Below are 23395 nucleotides of genomic sequence, written 5' to 3' on the forward strand. Positions count from 1 at the left end.
TTAATTTTCTGCTAACAAGCTGTATTTTTCGTCAAATACCTCTTCCCAAGAAAGTGAGGTTAATTGACATTTCATTCCCATTTCCTCCTCAGCGTTTTTGACTGCTCTACTAAAGGATTTATCCCAGATAGACTCAATAAAATTTCGATTCAAGCTAGGAACTTCCTCTTGAATATCTTCAATCTCTAGACGAGCCGAACGAATACTAATGCTCCAACTAGCACTACGTAGCCCTGGTTGACACTTCCACTTAATTACGTGGCTCATCAGCCGAATTAGCTGACTTTTCAGCGCCAATCTTTTTGATTTTCCCATTGATTCAATTAAAAAAGCTAAACCCTCGCTTGCTTCCATCCATTTTTCCTCTCTCAAAAGTTCTTGGACTGCGATCGCAGTTTGATACTCAGAACTTGCAGCAAGCCATTCCCAATCCTGTTTAGTTTGCATTACGACCTCGTATCAGTTATCACGCTCTTAAGCTAATGAGCTGTTGACTTTTTAATATATTTATGATTTTAAAATTGCTTCCACTACCGATTATATAGATATAAGCCTATAGTTACTATGGAAATACTAGGTGGTAATTGAAACGGAATGTGGAAAAAAATTAAGATTAATTGCGATGACAGGGAAGCGCGATCGCACTCAACAAAGCCTGTATCCCGCATTACAACCTCTTTTCCATGTTGACGAGGTTAACAATTTCTCTAAAGCACAGCCGCATTGATGTTTGAGAGAATCTGAGACAATAAGCCTTTGCAATCAACTATTTCAGCCGCCTCCAGACACAAAATTAGGAATCACCATAAGGGAGAACTCTATGAAATTGGCTTACTGGATGTATGCAGGCCCCGCGCACATTGGCACTCTGCGGGTCTCCAGTTCCTTTAAGAACGTCCATGCGATCATGCACGCGCCGATTGGGGATGACTACTTCAACGTCATGCGCTCGATGCTAGAGCGCGATCGCAACTTCACCCCAGTTACCATCAGTTCCGTTGACCGGAACGTTTTGGCGCGTGGCTCCCAGGAAAAGGTGGTGGACAACATCACCCGCAAAGACGTTGAGGAACACCCAGACCTGATTGTTTTAACTCCCACCTGCACCAGCAGCATTCTCCAAGAAGACCTGGAAAACTTTGTAGAACGAGCTTCCATAGAAACCAAGTCAGACGTGATGCTGGCGGACGTGAACCACTACCGCGTCAATGAACTGCAAGCAGCCGACATCACCCTGCGGCAAATCGTCCAGCTTTACATCGAGAAAGCCCGGAAAAAAGGCGATTTACCAGAAGGGAAAACTGAAAAGCCCTCAGTCAACATTCTCGGAATTTCCAGCCTCGGATTCCACAATCACCACGACTGCACCGAGTTAAAGCGGTTGATGGTTGATTTGGGAATTCAGGTAAACGAGGTAATTCCCGAAGGCGCATCGGTTCACAACCTCAAGAATTTGCCGAAAGCCTGGTTTAACCTGGTTCCTTACCGCGAAATCGGGCCAATGGCGGCTCGTTACCTAGAGCAAGAATTTGGGATGCCTTATGTAGATATTACGCCGATGGGTGTGGTAGAAACAGCGCGTTGCATCCGCAAAATTCAGGAAATAATTAACGCTCAAGGCGCAGATGTTGACTACACAGACTACATCAACGAGCAAACTTTGCACGTTTCGCAAGCTGCTTGGTTCTCCCGTTCAATTGACTGCCAAAACTTGACAGGTAAGAAAGCTGTGGTGTTTGGCGACAGCACCCACGCCGCCGCTATCACCAAAATTCTGTCAAGAGAAATGGGAATTCACGTTGTTTGGGCGGGTACTTATTGTAAGTACGATGCTGAGTGGTTCAAAGAGCAGGTGGGCGAATACTGCGATGAAGTAATTGTCACCGAAGATCATGGTCAAATTGGGGATGCGATCGCTCGTGTGGAACCTTCTGCCATCTTCGGTACCCAAATGGAACGTCACGTCGGTAAGCGTCTAAATATTCCCTGCGGCGTCATTGCAGCACCGATTCACGTGCAGAATTTCCCCATCGGTTACAAGCCATTCTGCGGTTACGAAGGCACCAATCAAATTACAGATTTGATCTACAATTCCTTCACTTTGGGAATGGAAGATCACCTCTTGGAAATCTTCGGCGGACACGACACCAAGGAAGTGATTACCAAGGGGATTTCTGCTGGTTCTGACCTCGGCTGGAATAAAGAAGCACAAGCAGAACTCAACAAAGTTCCTGGTTTCGTGCGCGGCAAAGTGAAGCGCAACACCGAGAAATTTGCACGCGATCGCGGCTTCAACGTCATCACCCTAGAAGTGATGTATGCAGCTAAAGAAGCAGTCGGCGCGTAATTCGGCAGTCAGCCATTAACATTTAGCAGTCAGCCCTAAAAGCTGGCTGCTATTTTATAATAAATTTAATATTAAATTTATGTCTTTTTTATTAATAAAAAGGTAAGATATATGACTCAAACTCAAGTAGCAATTTCTAAAACATCCTACACTATCAAATGGGAAAAATTACCCGATGACTTTCAATTACCTGACGAGCCAGTGGAAAACATTTATCACCCTTTATTAGCATCGGCGCTGCGAGAAATTCTAGAAATTGCTGGCTTTATCACTGCATCCATGCTGATAGCTTCAAACTTTGGTATTTGTGCCAATGTGAACGAGAAAATAGTTGTAAAAGCACCAGACTGGGTTTACATTCCGAATGTGCCAGCCGTCGCACCTGGAGCCATTCGCCGCAGTTATACGCCTCATGCAGAGGGTGATATCCCAGCAGTTGTTATGGAGTTTCTATCAGATACCGAACAGGGTGAATATTCCGCTAAATCTACTTATCCCTATGGAAAATGGTACTTTTACGAGCGCATTTTACAAGTACCAATTTATGTAATTTTTGACCCTAATCATGGGACATTAGAAGTCCATGACTTAGTAGAGGGACACTATCAACTGCGACAACCCGATGCGAATGGACGTTACTTGATCGCATCAATAGGTTTATTTCTGGGAGTTTGGCAGGGAACAAAGGCAGAAGTAACTGCTAATTGGTTACGGTGGTGGGATGATGGAAATATGCTACCTTGGGGAGTCGAGCGAGTAGAACAGAGTTTACAGGAAGGAATTCAACAAGGAAAGTTGACAATTGTTAATCGTTTGCTGGCTCGAAGAATCGGCGCGATCGCTCCCGATTTACGATCAACAATAAACAGCTTATCTGCAACTGCTCTCGATGAATTAAGCGAAGCGTTATTAGACTTTTCGGATGAAACAGAACTAGCCACTTGGCTAGCACAGCATCAAGCATAAACGTTTTGGAGTTTGAACTGCGATTGCGGCTTTACCGAAATCATCTTAGAATTGATGTAAGCTACCAAAGAAGCTGTCGTCACTTAATTAGCAGTTAGCGATTAGCTGATAATCATAAGGAATGAGGATTACTCTTCGTTCTTTACTTTTCTGAACAGCTTCCTGTTAGTATAATAATTTATTAAGGGTAATACTGATGTCTGATAAATCACTATCAACTTCTTCAATAAATTTACAAAAAAAATTTATTAGAGTTGGCAATCGTATCATTAATCCAGATATGATTGCTACTGCTGACTTGTCGGGGGAAAGTGTCATTATCATCTTAAAAACACATACTGAAGAACGTCTTGAGTTTTCCGGAGGTGAAGCCAAGGCGCTACAAGAATATTTCAGTAACCCAAGTCGCGTGGATAGGTTGCCGCCACAAAGACCTCCTTTAGAAGCAATATAGACTTCAGCTTGCATATAAATTTTTGTGCAATCACACAGACTGGTGCAGTAGTTGATACTACTCAATCTCTCTTATCGCGGTTAATGTTTTTTGGTAACTGTCTATATTCCCTTGCTCAAGGAAAAGGTTTGCAGCCTTATGCAAGTCATCTACCGCACCTCTAGAGTCTTCTAAAGCAGCACGAACCAACCCACGGTATGTATATGCTGGAGCAAAATTAGGAGATAGCCTTAATGTCTGTGTAAAATCTTCAATCGCCCCTCTAACGTCTTCTACTTGACAATAGGCAAGCCCCCTATTGTAGTAAGCATCAGCACTGTTTGGATTGAGTTGCAATACCTGAGTAAAATCTTCAATTGCTTTTTTGTAATCTTCTAGTAGCGCGTAGGCAAGCCCTCTATTTATATAGGCTTCTCCTAGATTAGAGTTATTAATAACGGCTTCAGTAAAGTCTTCTATTGCTGTTGTGTAGTTACCCGATTTTAAATAGGCAAGTCCTCGGTTACAGCGAGCTAGTAGATGATTTGGATTGAGACCTAATACTCGGTTAAAGTCCTCAACTGCTGCTTTATAGTTTTTAAGCTCAAGGTAAGCAGAGCCTCTATTTAAATAAGCTGTAACTTCATTAGGATTAATCCGTATCACTTGGTTAAAGTCCTCTACTGCTCCTCTATAGTCTCCTAATTCAGTACGAAGAGACCCTCTCTTAAAGTAGGCAAGGTGATTGTCAGGATTGAGACTAATTGCCTGATTGAGAGTTTGAATCGCTCCCTTAGCATCTCCTCTCTCTAAACTGCTGTCTCCCCACCCAGTTAAAAACACACTGAATAAATTTTTCACTTGCTGCTTTCCTATTATTGCTGTCGATATTATTAAATTTTATTCTTAATTCTATACCTGCTCTTCCAAAGCAATATATTGTAATTGATCTCATCTCCTGCAAGACGTGATCGCTCCTCCAACCCATCCAGCCAGCTATTATGTACTGGAAAGGTATACAGCATGAGGGAATCACCCACCATGTCCAACCAGACAACGTTCACTAATGCTAGTACTAACCTAGCCGAACTGTGCGATCACGTAGTTGCAGATCGAGATGTGGTGATAATTACTCGACACGAAGGTGAAAGCGTCGCCTTGATTGCTGCTGACGAATTAGATAGTTTGCTAGAAACAGTCTATTTACTTCGTTCACCTAAAAATGCAGCACGTTTGCTAACTGCTTTAGAACGAGCCAAAGCTAGAACTTTAGAACCACAGAGTATTGACAGCCTACGTCAGGAGTTAGGGATTGACTCAGAAGGATGAACCGCAACCCCAAGAAACAAAGGCTCGTGATGCGGTTTTTCATCCAGAATTTCGGGACGACCTCGCCTATTGGGTAAAGACAAACCGCAAAACTGCGCTGCGGGCCTTTAAGCTGATTGAAGATATCATGCGAGATCCTTTTACAGGAATTGGTAAGCCAGAACCGCTGAAATATATGGACTCAAACGCATGGTCGCGGCGACTGACTGAGGAACACCGAATAGTTTACCTAGCCAGCGATGACAGAATTGATTTTCTCTAAGCTCTATATCATTATTGAAAACGCGATCGCATTCTCTCCAGCAAGACGCGATCACTTTATCCCGAATGATAGTTTTGTGTATTGGCTTTGGATAAAGAGGAGGAGCGATCGCCTCTCTCCCTATCCTTACAATTAGCTATTTTGTATCTTCTGGTAACTGTGGAGGTTCGTTGGGTAAAAGCTGAGCTGTAGTATCAATCGTTTGCACTATCTCAGTTGGTTGAGAAGTATCTTGTCGTTGTGCTTTTGCCTCAGAAAGTTTTTCTTTAGCAATACCAGCCACCGTTTCAGTTGTGTCTTTGACTTGTTCGGCAATATTTTGAGCGCTGCGCTTTAGAGCTTCTAAATCATCCTGAGTTTTCTTATAGTCTTCTTTTAGTAACTCTGCCGCCTGAGTCATTTTTTGATTCAGTCCCTCGGCATACTGTTGAGGAGCTTGAATAATTGCATCTGAGACAATTACTCGTTTGCTTCCAGTGGAAGCGATCGCTTCTAACGGAAGCAGGTAAATCCCATCCAAAATCCCACGCCAACCACTAGAAACAAATAAGTAATTAACGATAGCGCCAGTTTGAGGATTGAAGAGATAATCTACTATTTTGCCAACCTTGTTACCTGCGTCCGTCCACACTTCATGACCAATTAAAGAAATCTTCTGAATTGGCGTTTCAGGTTCAATAACTTCAGGAGTGTTGTTGACAATAATACTATCGGTGCCAATAGTAGTAATTTGCTCCCAGCTAAACACCTGTTTCAGACTACCCAAAAATCCTGACTTGCAGGTAAAACCTATAACTTGGTGAGATTGAGGATTTAACCACAATTGATCTACACGACCGACTTCTTCTGCTGTACTGCGATTCAGCACCAGCCGATTGAGTAACTCACTTTGTCTAATAATCTGTGGTTGTGCGTTCATAACCAAAATCCTTAGAGATTTATCCAGTTGGCAACCTATGCTGCTTTAGGTTAGCAAGCGTAGGGAAGCGATCGCCTAAAACTAAGCTAGATCGTAAATTTCTATTAATCAAACTTGAAGTGAATAGAACAACGGGTTAACTACTGAGGATTGCTTGCCAAATGTAGCCTCGCAGACAAATGCTATTACTAATCAAAAAAAATTAACTGGGTCATTGAGGAGCGAAGATACGCTCTTCAATAACCCAGCCTTTTTTACAATTACCCTTTGTAGGGGCGCAGCCTTATCTAAGGGCAGCAGGAGGCAAAGCTAAGCGTGGAGGTGTCTGCGGATATTCGCGGGGCTTGTGACCGTTCCGAGAGGCTTCTGGAGGCGTATCCTGAAGTAAAACGTCCCGGATCAGGCGCGCCGCTACTCGCTGCACCAAACCGCCAGCAATTTTTTGTCCCATGCGCTGAGTTTCTGGCTTCATCAACAACTGGGGAATCACAGGCAGCAGTTGCATCGCGTCAAAGCCCTTAGTTTCTTGGAGAATGTCCCAAATCCGTTTGATATGATCCAGGCTTTGGGATGCCTCTACCGTTGGCGGTGCCTCATTAACCGTCATTCCCACCCGTTCGCGTAACGAGTATGTGAAATTTTGGAAAGACCGCCGTCCGAGCGTGTCTACACCCTTAACAATTTCATCAATCAGGTTTTCCCGGATAAACGCGCCCCGTTCCGAGAAAAGAAAATCAAGCGTTTGATTCAACACCTGATTCAGGTCGTAATCGTCACTGTTACGGGCATTTTTTAACAGATTTTCCAGACGATTCCAGCGGAAACTGCCGTCTTTAAACAGCAGGTCGCGCAGAGATGTCCGTAACTCTGGCGAGGGGTCTGTCAAGAGGCGTTTGGCAACGTAGGGGTAGGCTTTACTGAGAACTTTGAAGTTCGGGTCAACATTAATGGCAATCCCTTCTAGCGTAACCAGAGAGCGGATAATCAGCGCGTAGTAAGCTGGGACGCGGAAAGGGTACTCATACATCAAAGCCGACATATCGTCGGTGATGCTCTTGAAGTTCATCTCCGCGACGCTAGCTCCCAGTGCGTTGTTAAAGACTTTGGCAAGCGCTGGCATGATGGGAGTCAGGTCAGTATCCGGAGTTAAAAACTCTAGCTTCACGTAGTCGCGGGCAAGTCCTTCAAAGTCGCGGTTGACCATGTGAACGACTGCTTCTATCAAGCCATATCGCTGATAAGGCTTGACCTCGCTCATCATGCCAAAGTCTAGATAAGCTAGCTGACCGTCAGTAGTTGCTAACAGGTTGCCAGGATGGGGGTCAGCGTGGAAAAAGCCATGTTCCAGCAATTGCCGCAGCGAACACTGGACACCGACTTCAATTAAATGAACCGCATCAATTCCTTGAGCGCGGAGTGTCTCTGGCTGAGTTAACTTGGTGCCATTGATCCACTCCATCGTCAGGACGCGACGCTGAGTATATTCCCAGTAAATCTTGGGAATGTAAATATCTTGTAAGTGACCGTATAAAGAAGCAAAGCGCTCGGCGTTGTGTCCCTCTTGGGTGTAGTCCATTTCTTCATAGATGCGGGTGCCAAATTCATCCATGATGGCTACCAAGTCACTCCGCACCTGTTTGAGATTGTTTTGCGCCCACCCAGCAAGACCGCGCAGAATGTAAATATCTAGGGCGATGCGTTCTTTCAAACCGGGGCGTTGTACTTTTATCGCAACGGTTTCGCCTGTTTTCAGCTTGCCCTTGTAAACTTGTCCCAGTGAAGCTGCTGCTACTGGATCTGGAGTAATTTCAGCGTAAATGTTTTCCGGGCGATCGCCTAATTCTTCCTCAATAAATCTATATGCCACTTCGTTCGGAAATGGTGGCAGCTGGTCTTGCAGCTGTGTGAGTTCATCTAAATATACCGGAGGAACTAAGTCAGGTCGCGTCGAGAGTGCTTGTCCTACCTTGATGTAAGCTGGCCCCAGTCTGGCGATCATTTGGCGCAACGCAATTGCCCGTTTCCGTTCATTTTGGGCAACCTTTCCCGTTTGCTTGTCCCACCACAAACTGAAGGCAAAGCGCAGCAATGGCACTAAAATGCCAATCAGTCGCCCCCATACTTGGAATGGTTGGTGCCGATAAATCTCGTTAATGGCGACGGGATTGTAGCGCAGTCCTTCTGGTTGGATATAGCTTGTAGTAGGTACTGAAGACGGGATATACCGCGTCTCTACATCAACCTCAACAGGCGCTAAAGTATCTGTCTTTTCGATGACAACTGTGCCTGTCTGGTATGGGGCAGAGGAGACTGTTTTTACATTCATAAGCTTAGGAAGCGACTTCAGGGCGATGTAAAGTATTGTAACAATAACTGTTGTTAGGATAATGAAGCGCTAACGCGCCAAAGCTCGAAGCAATAGCGGGCAAGTCAATCTCCCGGTTTGGCGAAAAGTTTCGAGACTTGAAAGTAGACACTAAACTAAATTTGGTAGCTCAGTACCCGTTTTCTTTTCATTAATCTATTAGGTATGTGGCACTTGCCATTGTTCACTGGGTTGCCAGTGCCTGACCTCTCCCCTCAAGGTGAACTTTGCTCCATGCTCCTGTCTCTACGGATTGAAAACTTTGCCTTGATAGACCAGCTAGAACTCGAATTCGGCGTTGGTTTGAATGTTCTTACTGGCGAAACTGGTGCCGGAAAGTCGATTATTCTGGATGCGATTGATGCTGCTTTAGGCGGAAAAGTATCTAAATGGTCGATTAGAACTGGTGCTGAACGCGCGATGGTGGAAGCTACTTTTAAGGTAGACCCATTGATGAGTGACTGGCTGTTGGAGCAGGAGATTGAACTGCTCGACGACAATGCTATAGTTTGTTGTCGGGAAATTGCCTGCTCTCAGGGAAGTCTCCGCAGTCGATCTCGCGTGAATGGGGTTCTGGTGAACCGACAGATGATGGATCGTCTGCGCGATCGCTTGGTGGAAATTACCGCTCAAGGTCAAACTGTACAACTTATGGCACCAGCTATCCAGCGCGAGTTGCTGGATGTCTACGCTGGCGAAGCCGTACTTACACAGCGAGATGTCGTTCAAACTGCTTATCTTATCTGTCAACAAGCACAAGCTTTGCTTGACAACCGCCGCCAGTCTGAACAGCAACGTTTACAAAGGCTTGACTTGTTAGAATATCAAGCTAAAGAATTAAACACCGCTTCTTTAAACGAACCGGACGAACAAGAACAGCTAGAACAAGAACTCCAGCGCCTCAGTCATGTGGTGGATTTACAAAAGCTGAGTTATCAGGTTTATCAAGCTCTCTACCAAAATGACTCCGGTGAGTCAGCGGGTGCTGACTTGTTAGGACAAGCCGAGGCAACACTTAGTGATATGGTCACATATGATGCTAGCCTGCAACCAGTATTGGAAATGGTAAGTACCGCACTGGCGCAGGTAGTGGAAGCCGGACAGCAAATTAACGCCTACGGTGATAATTTGGAGGCAGATCCCCAGCGACTAACTGAGGTTGAGGAGCGGATCAGGGAACTTAAGCAGATTTGCCGCAAGTATGGCCCGACTTTAGCGGATGCGATCGCATACCATACTCGCATCGGGGCAGAACTTGTAGAACTTCAGGGAGAAGGACAGTCTCTCGAAGAACTGGAAAAAAATTATCAAGCGTGTCAGGAAACCTTAACCGAAGTTTCTAGCAAACTCACAACTCTGCGCCGCGTTGCTGCTGGCGAACTAGAAACGCGACTGGTAGCAGAACTCAAGCCTTTAGCAATGGAAAAGGTGCAGTTTCAAGTTAAGATTTCGCCTATTTCCCCAACTGCAACTGGTGCAGACGCGATCGCCTTTTTCTTCAGTCCAAACCCCGGAGAACCACTGCAACCGCTGGCTGCAACTGCATCTGGAGGAGAAATGAGCCGCTTTTTGCTGGCTTTGAAAGCTTGCTTTTCGGCAGGAACACACGGTGATGCTACCCTTAACGCTCCGGGTACGCTAATCTTTGATGAAATAGATGTGGGAGTGTCTGGAAGAGTAGCGCAAGCGATCGCAGATAAACTTCACCAACTTTCCCAACGACAGCAAGTTTTGTGCGTTACGCACCAACCCCTGGTTGCAGCAATGGCAGATCGACATTTTCGCGTCGATAAACAAGTCATCGAAACCAATGGCAACGATAAATCACTTCATCCTTCATCCTTTATCCTTCCTCCCTCCGAACGCACTGTCGTTAGGGTAAGCGTTCTAGACAATCATCAAACTCGCCGCCAAGAACTAGCAACCCTAGCTGGCGGACACTCCGCCAAAGATGCGATCGCCTTTGCCGAGTCTCTTCTTACTCAAGCCGCCACGGTCAAACACACCTACCCTGGATAAAAGCAGATGTCTAATTCCCAAAGAGAGATTAAACTGTTGAGTAGTATAATCTTTGCTCACCAGACACAAAAAATGTTTCCCTAAAATTTATAGGATACTTGCACCGCCTCCTCCCTTTCTCAACATCAGGCACCTGTAAAATATATGACATCTTCATCTACCACAATCAATGGTTGGAATAACACCGATCAGGTAATTGACGTTGTTCCCCACCAAGATGAAAATTACTCAGGGCATCAAATGCCGCAAAATCATCAACATCAATCGGATCGTGGTGGCTCATTAGCTACAAAAACCGGAAGTTTTACAGCGCTGCTCGCGCCGCTAAAAAAGGAAAGTTTTAAAGAAGTCGTTACAGGTGTTGAAGATAAACTTCGGGTAGTAAATCACACCCTGTCAATGCTGACAGACAGTCAGGGTTTTGAAGCCATTCTGCAAGAAATGCTGAATGCTATTACCTTGAAGACGGGAGAATTGCTAGGTGCAGACCGCACTACGATTTTTTTACTCGATGAAGAGAAGAACCAACTATGGTCAATTCTTGCCGAAGGAGATGAAGGGAAACCTTTAGAGTTGCGGATTCCTGCTGATAAAGGCATCGCCGGAGATGTAGCAACACGCAAGAAAAGCATTAATATACAGTTTGATTTCTACGACGATCCTCGGTCAGCGTTTGCCAAGAAAACCGACGAAAAAACAGGATACCGTACCTACACAATGTTAACTCTACCTTTGCTCAACGAGCAGGGAGATTTGGTGGCGGTAGTTCAATTAATTAATAAGTTAAAGTTACCGCATGAACCAGAAAAAAAATTAGCAGAAAGAATCGATCTACAAGGATTTTCTAAAGAAGACGAAACAGTTTTTGAAGAATTTGCCCCCTCAATTCGCCTAATTCTGGAAAGTTCCCGGTCGTTTTATGCGGCGACGCAGAAGCAAAGGGCAAGTGATGCCCTAATGAAGGCGACGCGCTCCTTGAGCCATTGTAATTTGGACTTAGAAGACACCCTGGAACGGGTGATGGATGAAGCGAAGAATTTGATGAACGCAGATCGCAGTACCTTGTGGCTGTTAGATAGCGATCGCCATGATTTATGGACAAAAATATCTCTGGCTGATGGTTCCATGAGAGAACTCAGAGTACCACAAGGCAAAGGTTATGTTGGTAAAGTTGCCGAATCTGGTCAACCTTTAAATATTTCCTTTGACTTATACGACGATCCCGACTCTGGAGTTTCTAAACAACTCGATCAAGCTAATGGTTATCGCACCTGTAGTTTATTATGTATGCCAATCTTTAATGCAGATAAAGAATTGATTGGTGTCACCCAACTTGTAAACAAGAAAAAGCAAGGAGAACTTCCCCCATATAATCCTCAAAATTGGCCGGAACCACCTGAATGCTGGAAGGCAAGCTTTAACCAAAGTGATGAAGCCTTTATGGAAGCATTTAATATTCAAGCGGGAGTAGCGTTGCAAAATGCCAAGTTGTTTGCGACAGTCAAGCAGCAAGAACAAATGCAGCGAGATATTCTCCGCAGTCTTTCTAATGGAGTTGTGTCTACTGATAAATCTGGTTATATTATTGCTGCTAATGAAAGTGCTAAGAAGCTTTTAGGATTTAGCGAACAAGACCATCTAGAAGGTAGAAAAATTGATGACCTTATTCGTATCAAAGAAGGCGACTTTTCCAAATGGTTTGGCGCGGCAATAAAAGCAGCTGATGAAAAATGCCGCCGGCAATATTACCCGGATCAAACTTTATTGTCTACTGGGGAGGAACAGCATAGCGTTCACCTATCGATTAACTCGATTGCTGATGCTAGCGACGCTAGCAATGTCTACGGTGCGCTGGTGGTGATGGATGATATCTCTCAAGAGAAACGCCTCAAGAGTACGATGTATCGCTACATGACGCAGGAACTGGCAGAACAGCTAATCAATAGCGGTGAGGCTAAATTAGGAGGCGATCGCAAGGAAGTTTCTGTCTTATTCTCAGATATTCGCAGCTACACCAGCTTGACCGAAAGAATGGAGGCGGAAGAAGTGGTGCAGCTGCTTAACGAATATTTTGAGTCAATGGTAGATGCTGTATTTAAGCACAAAGGCACTCTCGATAAATACATTGGTGATGCGATCATGGCGGTATTTGGTTCACCCTTACCTCTAGACGATCACGCCTGGATGTCGGTGCAAACAGCAGTGGAAATGCGCCATCGTTTGGAAGACTTCAATGAACGTCGTCTCGCATCCAAAAAGCAAGAAATCAAAATTGGTATTGGCATTAACTCCGACACGGTAATTAGTGGCAATATCGGCTCTAGTCGGCGTATGGAATTTACAGCGATTGGTGATGGTGTTAACCTGGGATCTCGCTTAGAAAGTGCCAGTAAGCAGTACGGTTGCGATATCATTATCAGCGAAAGCACCTATCGACCCTGCAATGACAGAGTATGGGCCAGAGAACTTGACCGTATTCGAGTTAAAGGCAAGAACCAACCAGTTAGTATTTATGAATTGGTGGGGTTACGTTCTGAGTCAATTCCCGATCAGAAGCAGCATACGATCGAGCTTTACCACAAAGCTCGCGAACTTTACCTCAATCGTGAATTTGCCTTCGCTATCGGCGAGTTTGCAAAAGTTATGGCACTTGATCCCCAGGATAAGGCAGCTGGCCTACACCTAGATCGTTGTAAGTATTGGCTCACCAACCCCGTCCCCAGTGACTGGGATGGCGTTTGGACGATGACGGAGAAGTAATTAATAATTCATAGGTTTCTCGTTTCCAGGCTCCCTCTTGGGAACACAAGTTTTGGAGGCTCCCGCCTCCCCCAATGGCACTACGATTTTGTTAGTGCAATCAAACCGCCAAGATCGCCCAACCCTAACGCTAAATTGGGGGGCGTAGAAAATCAAGGCTTTGCCTGCCTTTTTAAAAGGGGATCAAATCCAATACAGTTTACTTAAAGCTAAAAAACCAAACCCTAAGTAGCACAACGGTTCTTAAGTGAACCGTATTGCATTATTAGCAACGAGAAATTTTTCAAATTTCAGTGGCACAATTAGACTTAACAAAACTGCCAACAACCTGACGCAATTGCTCCACATCGAAGGGTTTTGTCAAATATTCTGTAGCACCAGCAATCCGTCCTTGCACCTTGTCAAATACTCCATCTCTTGCTGTTAACATGATGATGGGTAGATGATGAAATTGTGGTAAGCTGCGAATGGTGCGGCAAAGTTCTAATCCATCAACTCCTGGCATTGAAACATCTAGTAACAAAATTTCAATCGGCTGGTGGTATATCGCTGATAAGGCATCTACTGCGTTATCAGCTAATAAAACTTTGTATTTTTTCTCTAGCGCCTTTTTGAGCAGAGTTTGCATTACGGGACTATCATCGACTACTAGGATAGCGGGTACATCATTCAAGGTTGAAGGCATTTTTTTCCCCCAGGATTTAGGTTAGTAAAAGTTTAAAACTGCAAATAATATTCCCAGGCTATTACTAGCTAAACAAAAATAAGTTTTTTCTGGCATTAACTTTAGTAAGTAAAAGAGAACTGCATTTTTGTATAAAATTATTTAATCACACTGTATACTGTAACATTACATTTTAATTCCCTTTGTTAACAATTATTTTTAACATAATCACTCTGTAAATTAATTTGCAACAGTTGATATATTTCGAGGCGTAGATCATACATACGCACTTTATCTCGATTGCGAGTGAGCGGCTAACAGCAAAATTACTGAACTATATATAAATTATTGTAACAAAAATCTGAGAGCTGCTCTTCATTTGAGCTGGTGGAAGATTAAGTTGGGTGTAGAAAACGGCTTGGCGACTTTACGTTAATTTCTACCACTATACTAAAAACAAAAAATCCAAAATATATCGATGGGTGATAGAAATATATCCTCTATGGGAACCCTAGATTAAGCAAGGTTGGGCTAAGTGGCTCATAGCGATCGCGTTAGCTCTTCTCTTGCGACAAGAGTGAGTTGAGGCGAGGATTCCTGTTTGTTTCTTACGTATCTGTGTAAAAAAATCTTTTATCTAGATACAAATGTTACATTTTTATTTATCTCACTTACTCGGTCTAAGTCCAAAGTGTCAAGCGATCGCCTGTGGCTTAAAGCCTTCAAAGATGCCTCTTTCCGCAGATTTTTGAAGGGTATGATTAAAGAGCGTATTTAGAATATATATAAAAAAGTGTTTATTTATACTTGAATTGCTCAAAGGCGGATTTTAGAGAAGAGGGCGCTTAAAGATGAACCCATTTTTACCTAGAAACAAAGCTATCAAATTTGACGAGCTGCGCCAATGCCCGCTGTTAGACTCTTCTTTGAAAGCAGGTTTTGACAATCTGACTCGTTTGATGACTGACATTTGCCAGACACCAGTAGCTTACTTGAGCTTGATGGATGACGAACAACAATGGCTAGTGTCAAAACTGGGTATTACCACCACAGAAGCAGACAAGTATCTAGCTTTCTGCGCTAGCGCCATCTCGCACCCGCAAGAATGCGATTTGATAATCGTTCGGGATGCCCTTGGCGATCGCTCTTTGGCGAACCATCCTAGCGTGAAATCTGCCCCAAAGATTCGATTTTTTGCAGGTGTCCCCTTAGTCACGCCCTCCGGATTGATGATTGGAGTGCTATCTACCATTGATTATGTGCCGCGAGATTTAAGCGAGAAAGCTCAGGAAGCAATTAGGGCATTAAGGCAAGTAGCGATCGCGCTTTTGTCCCCATACGAAAACTTAATAACAGCAGAACAAATTATTATGACTCACCAGCCGACAAACTTAGGGATGAGAGAAAGCGAATTTCAACTAAAAACTATAATTGAAAATAGCAAAGATACCCAGGCAGTACAAGAGTGCCATCGGACAGACTTAGAAGTTTCTGACTTAGTTAAAGAAGTAACAGATATCAAGTTTGCATTAGATCAATCTTCAATTGTGGCGATTACCGATCGTACCGGAACTATCACCTATGTAAACGATAAATTTTGCGAAATTTCTGAATACTCTAAAGAAGAACTTATCGGACAGAACCACCGCATAATCAATTCCGGATACCATTCAAAGGAATTTTTTAAACAGATGTGGGCAACCATTAGCAGTGGCAACGTCTGGAAAGGGGAAATCAAAAACCGAGCTAAAAACGGAACTTATTACTGGGTATACACCACCATTGTTCCAGTATTGAATTGTGAAGGAAAACCACATCAGTATGTGGCGATTCGCCAAGATATCACCGAGCGCAAACAAGCCGAAGAATCGCTACGGCAGAACGAACACCGTTTTCGCGCCCTAACCGAAATCATTCCCCAGCAGGTATGGACTGCCGAGCCAAATGGCGCACTCGATTATGTCAACCAGCGCATTCTAGAGTATTTCCAGCGCACATATGAGGAAATGGTGGGTTGGGGATGGCAAAATGTACTGCATCCAGACGATGTGCAAAACTGCATTGAACGTTGGTCGCATTCTCTGACAACAGGAGATGCTTACGAAGTTGAATTTCGCCTGCGGTATGCGCCTGATGGCAGCTATCGCTGGCACTTGGGACGCGCGCTACCTGTGCGCGATGACAAGGGGCAGATTGTCAGTTGGTTTGGGACGAACACTGACATCGATGAACACAAGCAAGCCGAGAAAGAGCGCATCCAACTTTTAGCACGAGAACAGGCGGCGCGAGAGGCGGCGGTTAGAAGTGAAAATATAACCAGAAATATTTTGGAAAGTATCGCCGATGCTTTCTTTAGCGTGGACAACGAGTGGCGATTTACTTACCTGAACCCGCGGGCAGAGCAGCTTTTGTTTAAAACAAAAGAGGAATTGATTGGTAAGTGTATATGGGATGAGTTCCCAGAAACAGTCGGTTCTACTTTCAAAAGCGAATCTTACCGAGCAGTTTCCTGTCAGGTAACGGTTCACTTTGAGGAATTTTATCAACCTCTGGAAACGTGGCTGGAGGTGCGATCCTATCCTTATCAAGATGGTTTGTCGGTTTTTCTCCGCGATGTTACAACTCGTAAACAGTCAGAGGCAGCACTGCTAGAGCGATCGCGTCTGTATACTTTAGAAGCAGAAATTGGCACCGCCTTGGGCGCTGGCGGCACATTATCAGAAAGGCTCAACCGCTGTACAGAAGGGATGTTGCAGCATCTGGAAGCGAATTTTGTCAGTATCTGGACATTTAACGAACAGAGTGTTGCAGAAGCTTCTACTTCAGAGGCTTTTCTGGAACAGCAAGCAATTGCCTTTGCAAATTCTCTTAGCCAAGTGTATTGGCAAGATTTATTGGCTGAGCGTCGCGTCTCTCTGGAGGGTTCCGTAATTGGCTTCGTTGCCCAAACCCGTCAACCCTACCTAAGTCAAGATAGCAGCCTGCGGTCGGCTGGGATGGAAGCGCGTCTTTATAACGGTGAGTTAGCGGAAAGCTGTTTGCTAATCGCCAACAGTTATTTTGCAGGATATCCCTTGATTGTGGAAGATCGGCTAGTGGGCGCGATCGCTGTGGGCAGTCATTCGCGCTTTACTGAAGCAGTTAATCATATGTTGGGGTGGGTAGCCAACGCCCTTGCGCTCGCCATCGATCGAAATTGGGCAAAAGAAGCACTCTTGGCGCGTCGGGAAGCTTTGCTTTTTGGCTTAGCAAGTCAGATTCGCGACTCTCTGGATCTAGATACCATTCTGGGAACCGCTGTCAAGGAGATTCGGAGTTTGTTGCAAGTTGACCGCTGCCAGTATTTGTGGTGCTGGTCGCTTCCCAATCAGCCTAGCTTGACAGTAACTCACGAAGCCCTGGCTAAGCCCAATCAACCGAGTTTGCTCGGAGACTGTCCGCCTCAAGAACTTTCCCAGCTGAGTGAAAAAATTCGCCAACTCCAGATCCTGCGAGTTGATGATGTCAAGAATGACAACAGCCTGGATGCCCAAACGAAAGAGCTGTTAACGCCTATGGGAATTACTTCCCTGTTGCTTTTGCCGCTAAAAACCCACGCCGGACATCTAGGAGCAATTGTTTGCAGTCATTGCAGTGGTGCTAAACCTTGGAGTAACAGCGAAGTGGAGTTGTTGCAAGCTGTGGTGGATCAGCTAGCGATCGCAATTGACCAAGCAGAACTCTACGCCCAAACTCGCGCCGCCGCCCTAGCCGCGCAAACCCAAGCTCAACAGCTGGCGACTGCTTTGAACAACCTCAAACAAGCCCAATCTCAACTAATTCAAACCGAAAAAATGTCCAGCCTGGGGCAAATGGTTGCAGGTATCGCTCACGAAATCAATAACCCAGTCAATTTCATCACCGGAAATCTTAGTCACACCAGCGACTACATCCAAGAACTACTCGATTTAATCTGCCTTTATCAACAGCATTACCCCAATACTCACCCGGAAATTCTTCTCCGACAGGAAGAAATTGACATAGACTTCATCATTAATGACCTGCCAAAAATGCTGTCTTCAATGGAGATTGGTGCAGAACGTATCCGTCAGATTGTCCTGTCTTTGCGGAACTTCTCCCGACTCGATGAAGCAGAAATGAAGCCAGTAAATATCCATGAGGGAATAGAGAATACTTTACTGATTCTGCATCACCGCTTGAAACCGCACCCTAACCACAGCGGGATTCAAGTTATTAAGGAGTACGGCGAACTTCCTTTGGTGGAATGCTACGCCGGACAGCTTAATCAAGTGTTTATGAACATTTTAAGTAATTCTATTGAGGCTTTGGAAATAGGAACTGTTGACTGGGGACTCAGGGAAAATGCCTCTTGTGCCCCTAATTCCCCATCCTCCATTTCCCCTTCCCCAGTCACCACTCAAGAGTCCCCAATCCCTACAATTTCTATTTCTACCGAAGTGCGAAACAATAGAGTGGTGATTAAGATTGCAGACAACGGAGCAGGAATGACGGAGGATGTGAGAAAGCGCTTATTTGACCCTTTCTTCACCACCAAACCTGTAGGCAAAGGCACTGGTTTAGGTCTATCAATTAGCTATCAAATTGTAGTAGAGAAACATGGCGGGGCGCTGAAGTGTTTCTCAGAACCTGGAAAGGGTGCAGAATTTTTGATTGAGATTCCTCTAGGACAGAGATTTTAATAAGTAGGGGGATTTATAAAGTATCCCGTGATAGATCGTCCATCCTCAAGCGATCGCGTGGCCATGAGCTGACAAACATTGATGCTAATCCGCGTTCTCATTTACGACTTTAAATAAAAGGAGACCGAGGTGTCATTTCCTGGAGAATTTAATCAGGCTTTACTAGAGCGTTTTATTCAACTTATTGCCACTCATACAGGCTTACACATTCGCCCAGAAGAAAGAGAAGCTTTAACCCAAAAAATTCGCTTACGGATGAAAGCATTCAATATATCCGTACCAGAAATATATTATTTACTATTAAAAGATTCCTCCCCCCAGAGTGATGATGAATGGCAAAAATTGGCAATTTCGTTGACCATTTGCGAAAGTTACTTTTTTCGAGATAAAGGACAGTTTTCTCTGCTGCGACATAAAATATTACCGGAATTAATAGCCAATCAAAAGTACACAAAAACTCTGCGGATTTGGAGTGCAGGTTGCTCAACTGGCGAAGAACCATATTCTCTGGCTATTCTTCTCAATGAGTTAATTCCAGATTGTGACAGATGGAACATCTTTATTTTAGGAACAGATATTAATCAAAATGCGATTGAGCAAGCCCAGCAAGGAGTTTATAGTTCTTGGTCATTTCGTTTACTAGAGTCTCAACTACAAGAACGCTATTTTTTTCTGAAAGGGGACAAATGGCACCTTAATAAAAATATACGCGAACGAGTAATATTTAGAAATATAAATTTGGTAAAAGAGCAATTTGATAATTCAGCTTATGGTATTAAAACAATCGATTTAATTATTTGCCGTAATGTTTTTGTTTATTTTGAAAAGCCAGCAATTTCCTTAGTTTTAAATAAATTTAACAACACGCTTAAGCTTGGTGGATATCTTCTGACGGCTCATAGTGAACTTCAGGGACAAGATATAGGTTTATTGGAGGCAAAATTGTTTCCAGAATCAATTATCTATCAACGGCGTGAAAATTTGGAATTAGGGGCAGGACTTTGGGAAACCAAACCAAGCATATATCCCGAAACTAGAGAACAAATACTTTGTTCCTCCGCTCCCACAAATAATTTGGGAATGAACTTTGAACAATCCCTAGGTAACACTTCTCAGTTGATGAAACCAGAAATATTATGGCAAGAAGCAGCGGAAAAATTTAATAATACAGCCAAAGATTTGAGCAGTTTATCTGTTGCCAAACTAAACGAACAAAAAAATAATGATGCAGCGGTTACTACACTTCTGTTAGAAGCAGAAGCTCTTTTTAAAAATAAATTTTATGCTTTAGCTATTGAGAAAGCAGAACAAGCGATCGCTCTGGAATCTAAGCAATTTTATCCCTACCATCTCCAAGCAGAAATCTACGCGAATTTAGGTAAATATGATAAAGCAATTCACTATTGCCAGATGGCTCTTAAAGTAAATCCTCTAGCAGACGAGCCACTATACCTGCTAGCTCATATTGCAGATGAAAGAGGAGATATTAATGCAGCGAAATCTTTCTTAAAGAAAATTATTTACTTGGTTCCTTACTGTATCTACGCTTATTTAGAATTAGGCTATATTTATGATAAAGAAGGAGAGGGAATTAAAGCTACAAAAATGCGAACAGTTGCTTTAGAAATATTACAAAAATTACCTTTCAAAGCTACCTTAGAAAAACTAGATAACCTGACCGTTGAGGAACTTATAGCAAAAATTAATAAAATGTTACCAAGGCAGCTATAAATTATATGGAATCCAAACAATATATTATCTTCAGGTTAAATGCTGCCCTTTATGGAGTAGAAGCACTTTCAGTACAAGAAATATTTTTTCTTCCTGAGTTAACGCCAATAGTGGAAGCACCGCCTGCTATAGTCGGCGCGCTGAATCTTCGAGGCGAAATTTTGCCAATAATGGATCTCCAGCTTCGGTTTGGTTATGAGTTGGAAGAATACCGCCTCACCGATAGCATCATCGTACTGCAATGCCAGAGGTTTCGGTTTGGCATCATCGTCAATCAAGTTCTGGAAGTGCAGACTATCTCCATAAATAAAATTACAGCAGAACTATCTTATGGGCAAGAAGGCACCAATTCCTCTCATTTTGTTGCTGGTTTCGCCACAGTAGGGACAAATATTGTAAGATTGCTAAATCCTGAAAATCTAATTCAATTCTTCGATAGAGTTGAAGCTTTTACTTTAGAGGAAACGGTAGAAGGTAAAAGTAAAGAACTATATACTTCTCGTAATTCTTTTAAAGAAAATCGGGTCTTTTGCCCTAATGCCACCCCTGAAGAAAGAGCAATATTTCAGGAACGGGTAGCAAGTTTGATGCGACAACCTGAAATTCCAAATGTTATCGGAAGTCGCCCGATTGCAGTTATTGGTTTAAATAACGAGTATTTTGGACTAGACTTAGCTGCGGTGCGGGAGTTTACTGATATTCGTCACTTACAGCCGATTCCCTGCTGCCCAGCTCATATTCTAGGTAATATGAACTTGCGTGGTGAAATATTAACATTAATTGATATTCGTATGGTCTTGAATTTACCAATTGCTAATGTAGTTACTGCATCTAAAGCGATGGTTGTTTACCTCGACGATTTAGTGGTTGGTGTCATGATTGATGCTGTATTTGACGTAATATACCTAAACCCGTCCCAGATGATGCCAGTACCTGTTGCCGCCCATTCTATGAATGATGAATATCTCCAGGGAACAGCTCTTTACGGGGAAACAATGATGTGTATTTTAGATTTACCTAAAATCTTATTACAAGGCGGACTGATGGTTGATGAACAAGCGTAATTATTTATTGTTTACAGCTAATATTTACTAGCTGCTTGCTTAGAGAGAAATGCTCCAATGGCATTACTAAAACTAAAGTAGACATCCAGAATATAAGTTAACCCCCTAAATTTAAAATTCACCGTTTAGTTCAGCATTAACCAGGGTAAATACAATGTTTAAAAACTTAAGTTTACAGTCTAGATTGGTCGGCTCATTCCTATTAATGGGTTTGATTGTATTAGTAATTGGGATAGCGGGTTGGATCGGAAACTCCAGCTTAAGCAACCATATTAATACTCTTAATAGTAATACCCTGCCAAGTGTTGTTGGATTGTGGAAAATTAACGAAGGGCAAACTCAAGTCCAGTCATCAGAGAGAGCTTTACTCAATACACTTCTGAGCCAACAAAATCGGCAAGTTGAATTAACCAGAATCAAGCAGGCTTGGGAGCAGATTGAGGAGGGTTTTAAACAATACGAGTCAGCTCCACTGACTGAGGAGGAAAAAAATCTATATAAACAATTCCTTATAGACTGGGACAGGTGGAAGCAAGACCAAGAAAAATTTCTGCGACTTTATCAAAAATTTGAGGATATAGGTATCCCTAATCCTAGAGAAGTGCAGGTTGAACTTCTCAACCAAAATAACGGAAATCTCCCTCAAATTACAGCAGCAAAAGTTGCTGTAAATCTTTTAAATGAGCTGAGCAAACTATCAGCAAATGAAGAGAGGACATCTTTTGACAAAGCCACAGAATCGATTATATCAGTTATGAATTACAGCGAACAATTTGGGGCAGCAGCCAAAAAAGCAGCTGACACAGATGTAGCTCAAACCACATTTTGGATCATCCTGGGTATGATTCTCGGCCCCCTCAGTGCCATTATCTTTGGCATTTTCTTCAGCATCACGATCGCCAAGCCGCTTAGTTCCAAAATAAGCGGAATCGTCAGCACTATTGTCTCTTCTTCATCAGAAATAGCTGCCACGGCAGAGCAGCAGGAACGCACGGCTGCTCAACAGGCGGCGGCAGTTAGCCAAACAACTACCACAATGGATGAACTCGGTGCTTCCTCAAGGGCTACAGCAGAGCAAGCTGAGTCAGCAGCAACGGGAGCACGACAGGCTATGGCTCTCACAGAGTCGGGGAGCCAAGCGGTAAACAGAACCCTCGAAGAGATGGCAATGCTCAAAGAGAGAGTGGGAGCGATCGCTTCTCAGATTTTGCGTCTTTCGGATCAAACAAATCAGATTGGCAATATCTCTAGTCTGGTGAGTGATGTAGCCAACCAAACTAATATGCTGGCACTAAATGCAGCAGTAGAAGCTGTGCGGGCGGGCGATCATGGCAAAGGATTTGCTGTTGTTGCGGCAGAAATTCGCAAACTAGCAGATCAAAGTAAGACATCAGCTCAAAAGATTAGCACTCTGGTTGCCGATATCCAAAATTCCATTAATTTAACCGTGATGGTTACAGATGAAGGAACGAAAACTGTGCAGGAAGGGGCTAAAACTGCACAAGGCACAGCAGACGCTTTCGCCGGAGTTGCGGATTCTATCCACAATATCGCTGTGAACAGTCAACAAATCTCCTTGAGTGCCAAACAACAAGCGATCGCTATTCAACAAGTCGTCCAAGCGATGAATGCTCTCAATGTGGCAGCAACAGAAACTGCTAGCGGCATCAGTCAAACCAAGGTAGGCATCCAAAGACTAAACGAAGCTGCCTTAAATCTGAAAGTAGTTGTGTAAAGAATACAAAAATTAAAATTGATTGGCAGAAGGCAATTTTTATAGTCCGCAAAATCGTCCAACCAATTAATCAGGTAGCTAATACAATTGTCAGCTCTTTA

General features: G+C 43.6%; 16 protein-coding genes. 11 read left to right on the forward strand and 5 right to left on the reverse strand.

Going from position 1 to position 23395, the window contains the following annotated elements; translation table 11 throughout:
- Complete coding sequence (locus tag NDI42_RS04800; RefSeq protein ID WP_190458352.1) at positions 1 to 447, reverse strand: DUF29 domain-containing protein; 447 nt, start codon at positions 445 to 447, stop codon at positions 1 to 3.
- Positions 448 to 820: 373 nt separating this feature from the next.
- Between NDI42_RS04800 and bchB the strand changes: the two genes are divergently transcribed.
- The 3 genes from bchB (at position 821) to NDI42_RS04815 (ending at position 3767) form a co-directional block, all read left to right on the forward strand.
- Positions 821 to 2347: a ferredoxin:protochlorophyllide reductase (ATP-dependent) subunit B gene (gene bchB / locus NDI42_RS04805; RefSeq protein WP_190458354.1), complete on the forward strand. Its 1527-nt coding sequence runs from the start codon at positions 821 to 823 to the stop codon at positions 2345 to 2347.
- A 111-nt stretch (positions 2348 to 2458) separates the two neighbouring features.
- A complete protein-coding gene (locus NDI42_RS04810; RefSeq protein WP_190458355.1) occupies positions 2459 to 3313 on the forward strand; it encodes a DUF4351 domain-containing protein in 855 nt (284 codons plus the stop codon).
- A gap of 196 nt (positions 3314 to 3509) precedes the next feature.
- Positions 3510 to 3767, forward strand: coding sequence for a hypothetical protein (locus NDI42_RS04815; RefSeq protein WP_190458357.1), 258 nt, complete (start codon positions 3510 to 3512; stop codon positions 3765 to 3767).
- 57 nt (positions 3768 to 3824) lie between these two features.
- Here NDI42_RS04815 and NDI42_RS04820 read toward each other — a convergent pair whose 3' ends face one another.
- Entirely contained in the window at positions 3825 to 4607 is a 783-nt protein-coding gene (locus NDI42_RS04820; RefSeq protein WP_190458359.1) for a tetratricopeptide repeat protein, read from the reverse strand.
- Positions 4608 to 4787: 180 nt separating this feature from the next.
- Between NDI42_RS04820 and NDI42_RS04825 the strand changes: the two genes are divergently transcribed.
- Both NDI42_RS04825 and NDI42_RS04830 read left to right on the forward strand, forming a co-directional pair.
- Entirely contained in the window at positions 4788 to 5075 is a 288-nt protein-coding gene (locus NDI42_RS04825) for a type II toxin-antitoxin system prevent-host-death family antitoxin (protein ID WP_190458361.1), read from the forward strand.
- A complete protein-coding gene (locus NDI42_RS04830; protein ID WP_190458363.1) occupies positions 5059 to 5337 on the forward strand; it encodes a Txe/YoeB family addiction module toxin in 279 nt (92 codons plus the stop codon). Before NDI42_RS04825 ends, NDI42_RS04830 begins: the two co-directional genes overlap by 17 nt.
- A gap of 136 nt (positions 5338 to 5473) precedes the next feature.
- On the opposite strand, the gene NDI42_RS04835 is transcribed toward NDI42_RS04830, so the two are convergent.
- Positions 5474 to 6256 (reverse strand): PRC-barrel domain-containing protein, encoded by a 783-nt coding sequence (locus tag NDI42_RS04835; protein ID WP_190458365.1) that lies wholly within the window; start codon positions 6254 to 6256, stop codon positions 5474 to 5476.
- Between the two features lie 283 nt (positions 6257 to 6539).
- The gene (locus tag NDI42_RS04840; protein ID WP_190458367.1) at positions 6540 to 8582 is read right to left on the reverse strand and encodes an ABC1 kinase family protein; all 2043 of its coding nucleotides are present in this window, start codon (positions 8580 to 8582) and stop codon (positions 6540 to 6542) included.
- Between the two features lie 273 nt (positions 8583 to 8855).
- On the opposite strand from NDI42_RS04840, the gene recN reads away from it, so the two are divergent.
- Together recN and NDI42_RS04850 are read left to right on the forward strand one after the other, a co-directional pair.
- Positions 8856 to 10640, forward strand: coding sequence for a DNA repair protein RecN (gene recN / locus NDI42_RS04845; protein ID WP_190458461.1), 1785 nt, complete (start codon positions 8856 to 8858; stop codon positions 10638 to 10640).
- A 144-nt stretch (positions 10641 to 10784) separates the two neighbouring features.
- The gene (locus NDI42_RS04850) at positions 10785 to 13400 is read left to right on the forward strand and encodes a GAF domain-containing protein (RefSeq protein WP_199311342.1); all 2616 of its coding nucleotides are present in this window, start codon (positions 10785 to 10787) and stop codon (positions 13398 to 13400) included.
- 283 nt (positions 13401 to 13683) lie between these two features.
- Here NDI42_RS04850 and NDI42_RS04855 read toward each other — a convergent pair whose 3' ends face one another.
- Entirely contained in the window at positions 13684 to 14085 is a 402-nt protein-coding gene (locus NDI42_RS04855) for a response regulator (protein ID WP_190427497.1), read from the reverse strand.
- Between the two features lie 830 nt (positions 14086 to 14915).
- Here NDI42_RS04855 and NDI42_RS04860 point away from each other — a divergent pair.
- The 4 genes from NDI42_RS04860 to NDI42_RS04875 all read left to right on the forward strand — a co-directional run bounded on the left by NDI42_RS04860 (position 14916) and on the right by NDI42_RS04875 (position 23294).
- Positions 14916 to 18764 carry a PAS domain S-box protein gene (locus tag NDI42_RS04860; RefSeq protein WP_190458369.1) on the forward strand — a complete coding sequence of 1283 codons (3849 nt, stop codon included), beginning with the start codon at positions 14916 to 14918 and terminating at the stop codon, positions 18762 to 18764.
- Between the two features lie 129 nt (positions 18765 to 18893).
- Positions 18894 to 20495 carry a CheR family methyltransferase gene (locus NDI42_RS04865; protein ID WP_190458371.1) on the forward strand — a complete coding sequence of 534 codons (1602 nt, stop codon included), beginning with the start codon at positions 18894 to 18896 and terminating at the stop codon, positions 20493 to 20495.
- A 5-nt stretch (positions 20496 to 20500) separates the two neighbouring features.
- Positions 20501 to 21559, forward strand: coding sequence for a chemotaxis protein CheW (locus NDI42_RS04870; protein ID WP_190458373.1), 1059 nt, complete (start codon positions 20501 to 20503; stop codon positions 21557 to 21559).
- 154 nt (positions 21560 to 21713) lie between these two features.
- Positions 21714 to 23294 (forward strand): HAMP domain-containing methyl-accepting chemotaxis protein, encoded by a 1581-nt coding sequence (locus NDI42_RS04875; protein WP_190458376.1) that lies wholly within the window; start codon positions 21714 to 21716, stop codon positions 23292 to 23294.
- Positions 23295 to 23395: the final 101 nt, after the last annotated feature.

It is taken from the genome of Funiculus sociatus GB2-C1, from assembly GCF_039962115.1.
Classification (GTDB): domain Bacteria; phylum Cyanobacteriota; class Cyanobacteriia; order Cyanobacteriales; family FACHB-T130; genus Funiculus; species Funiculus sociatus.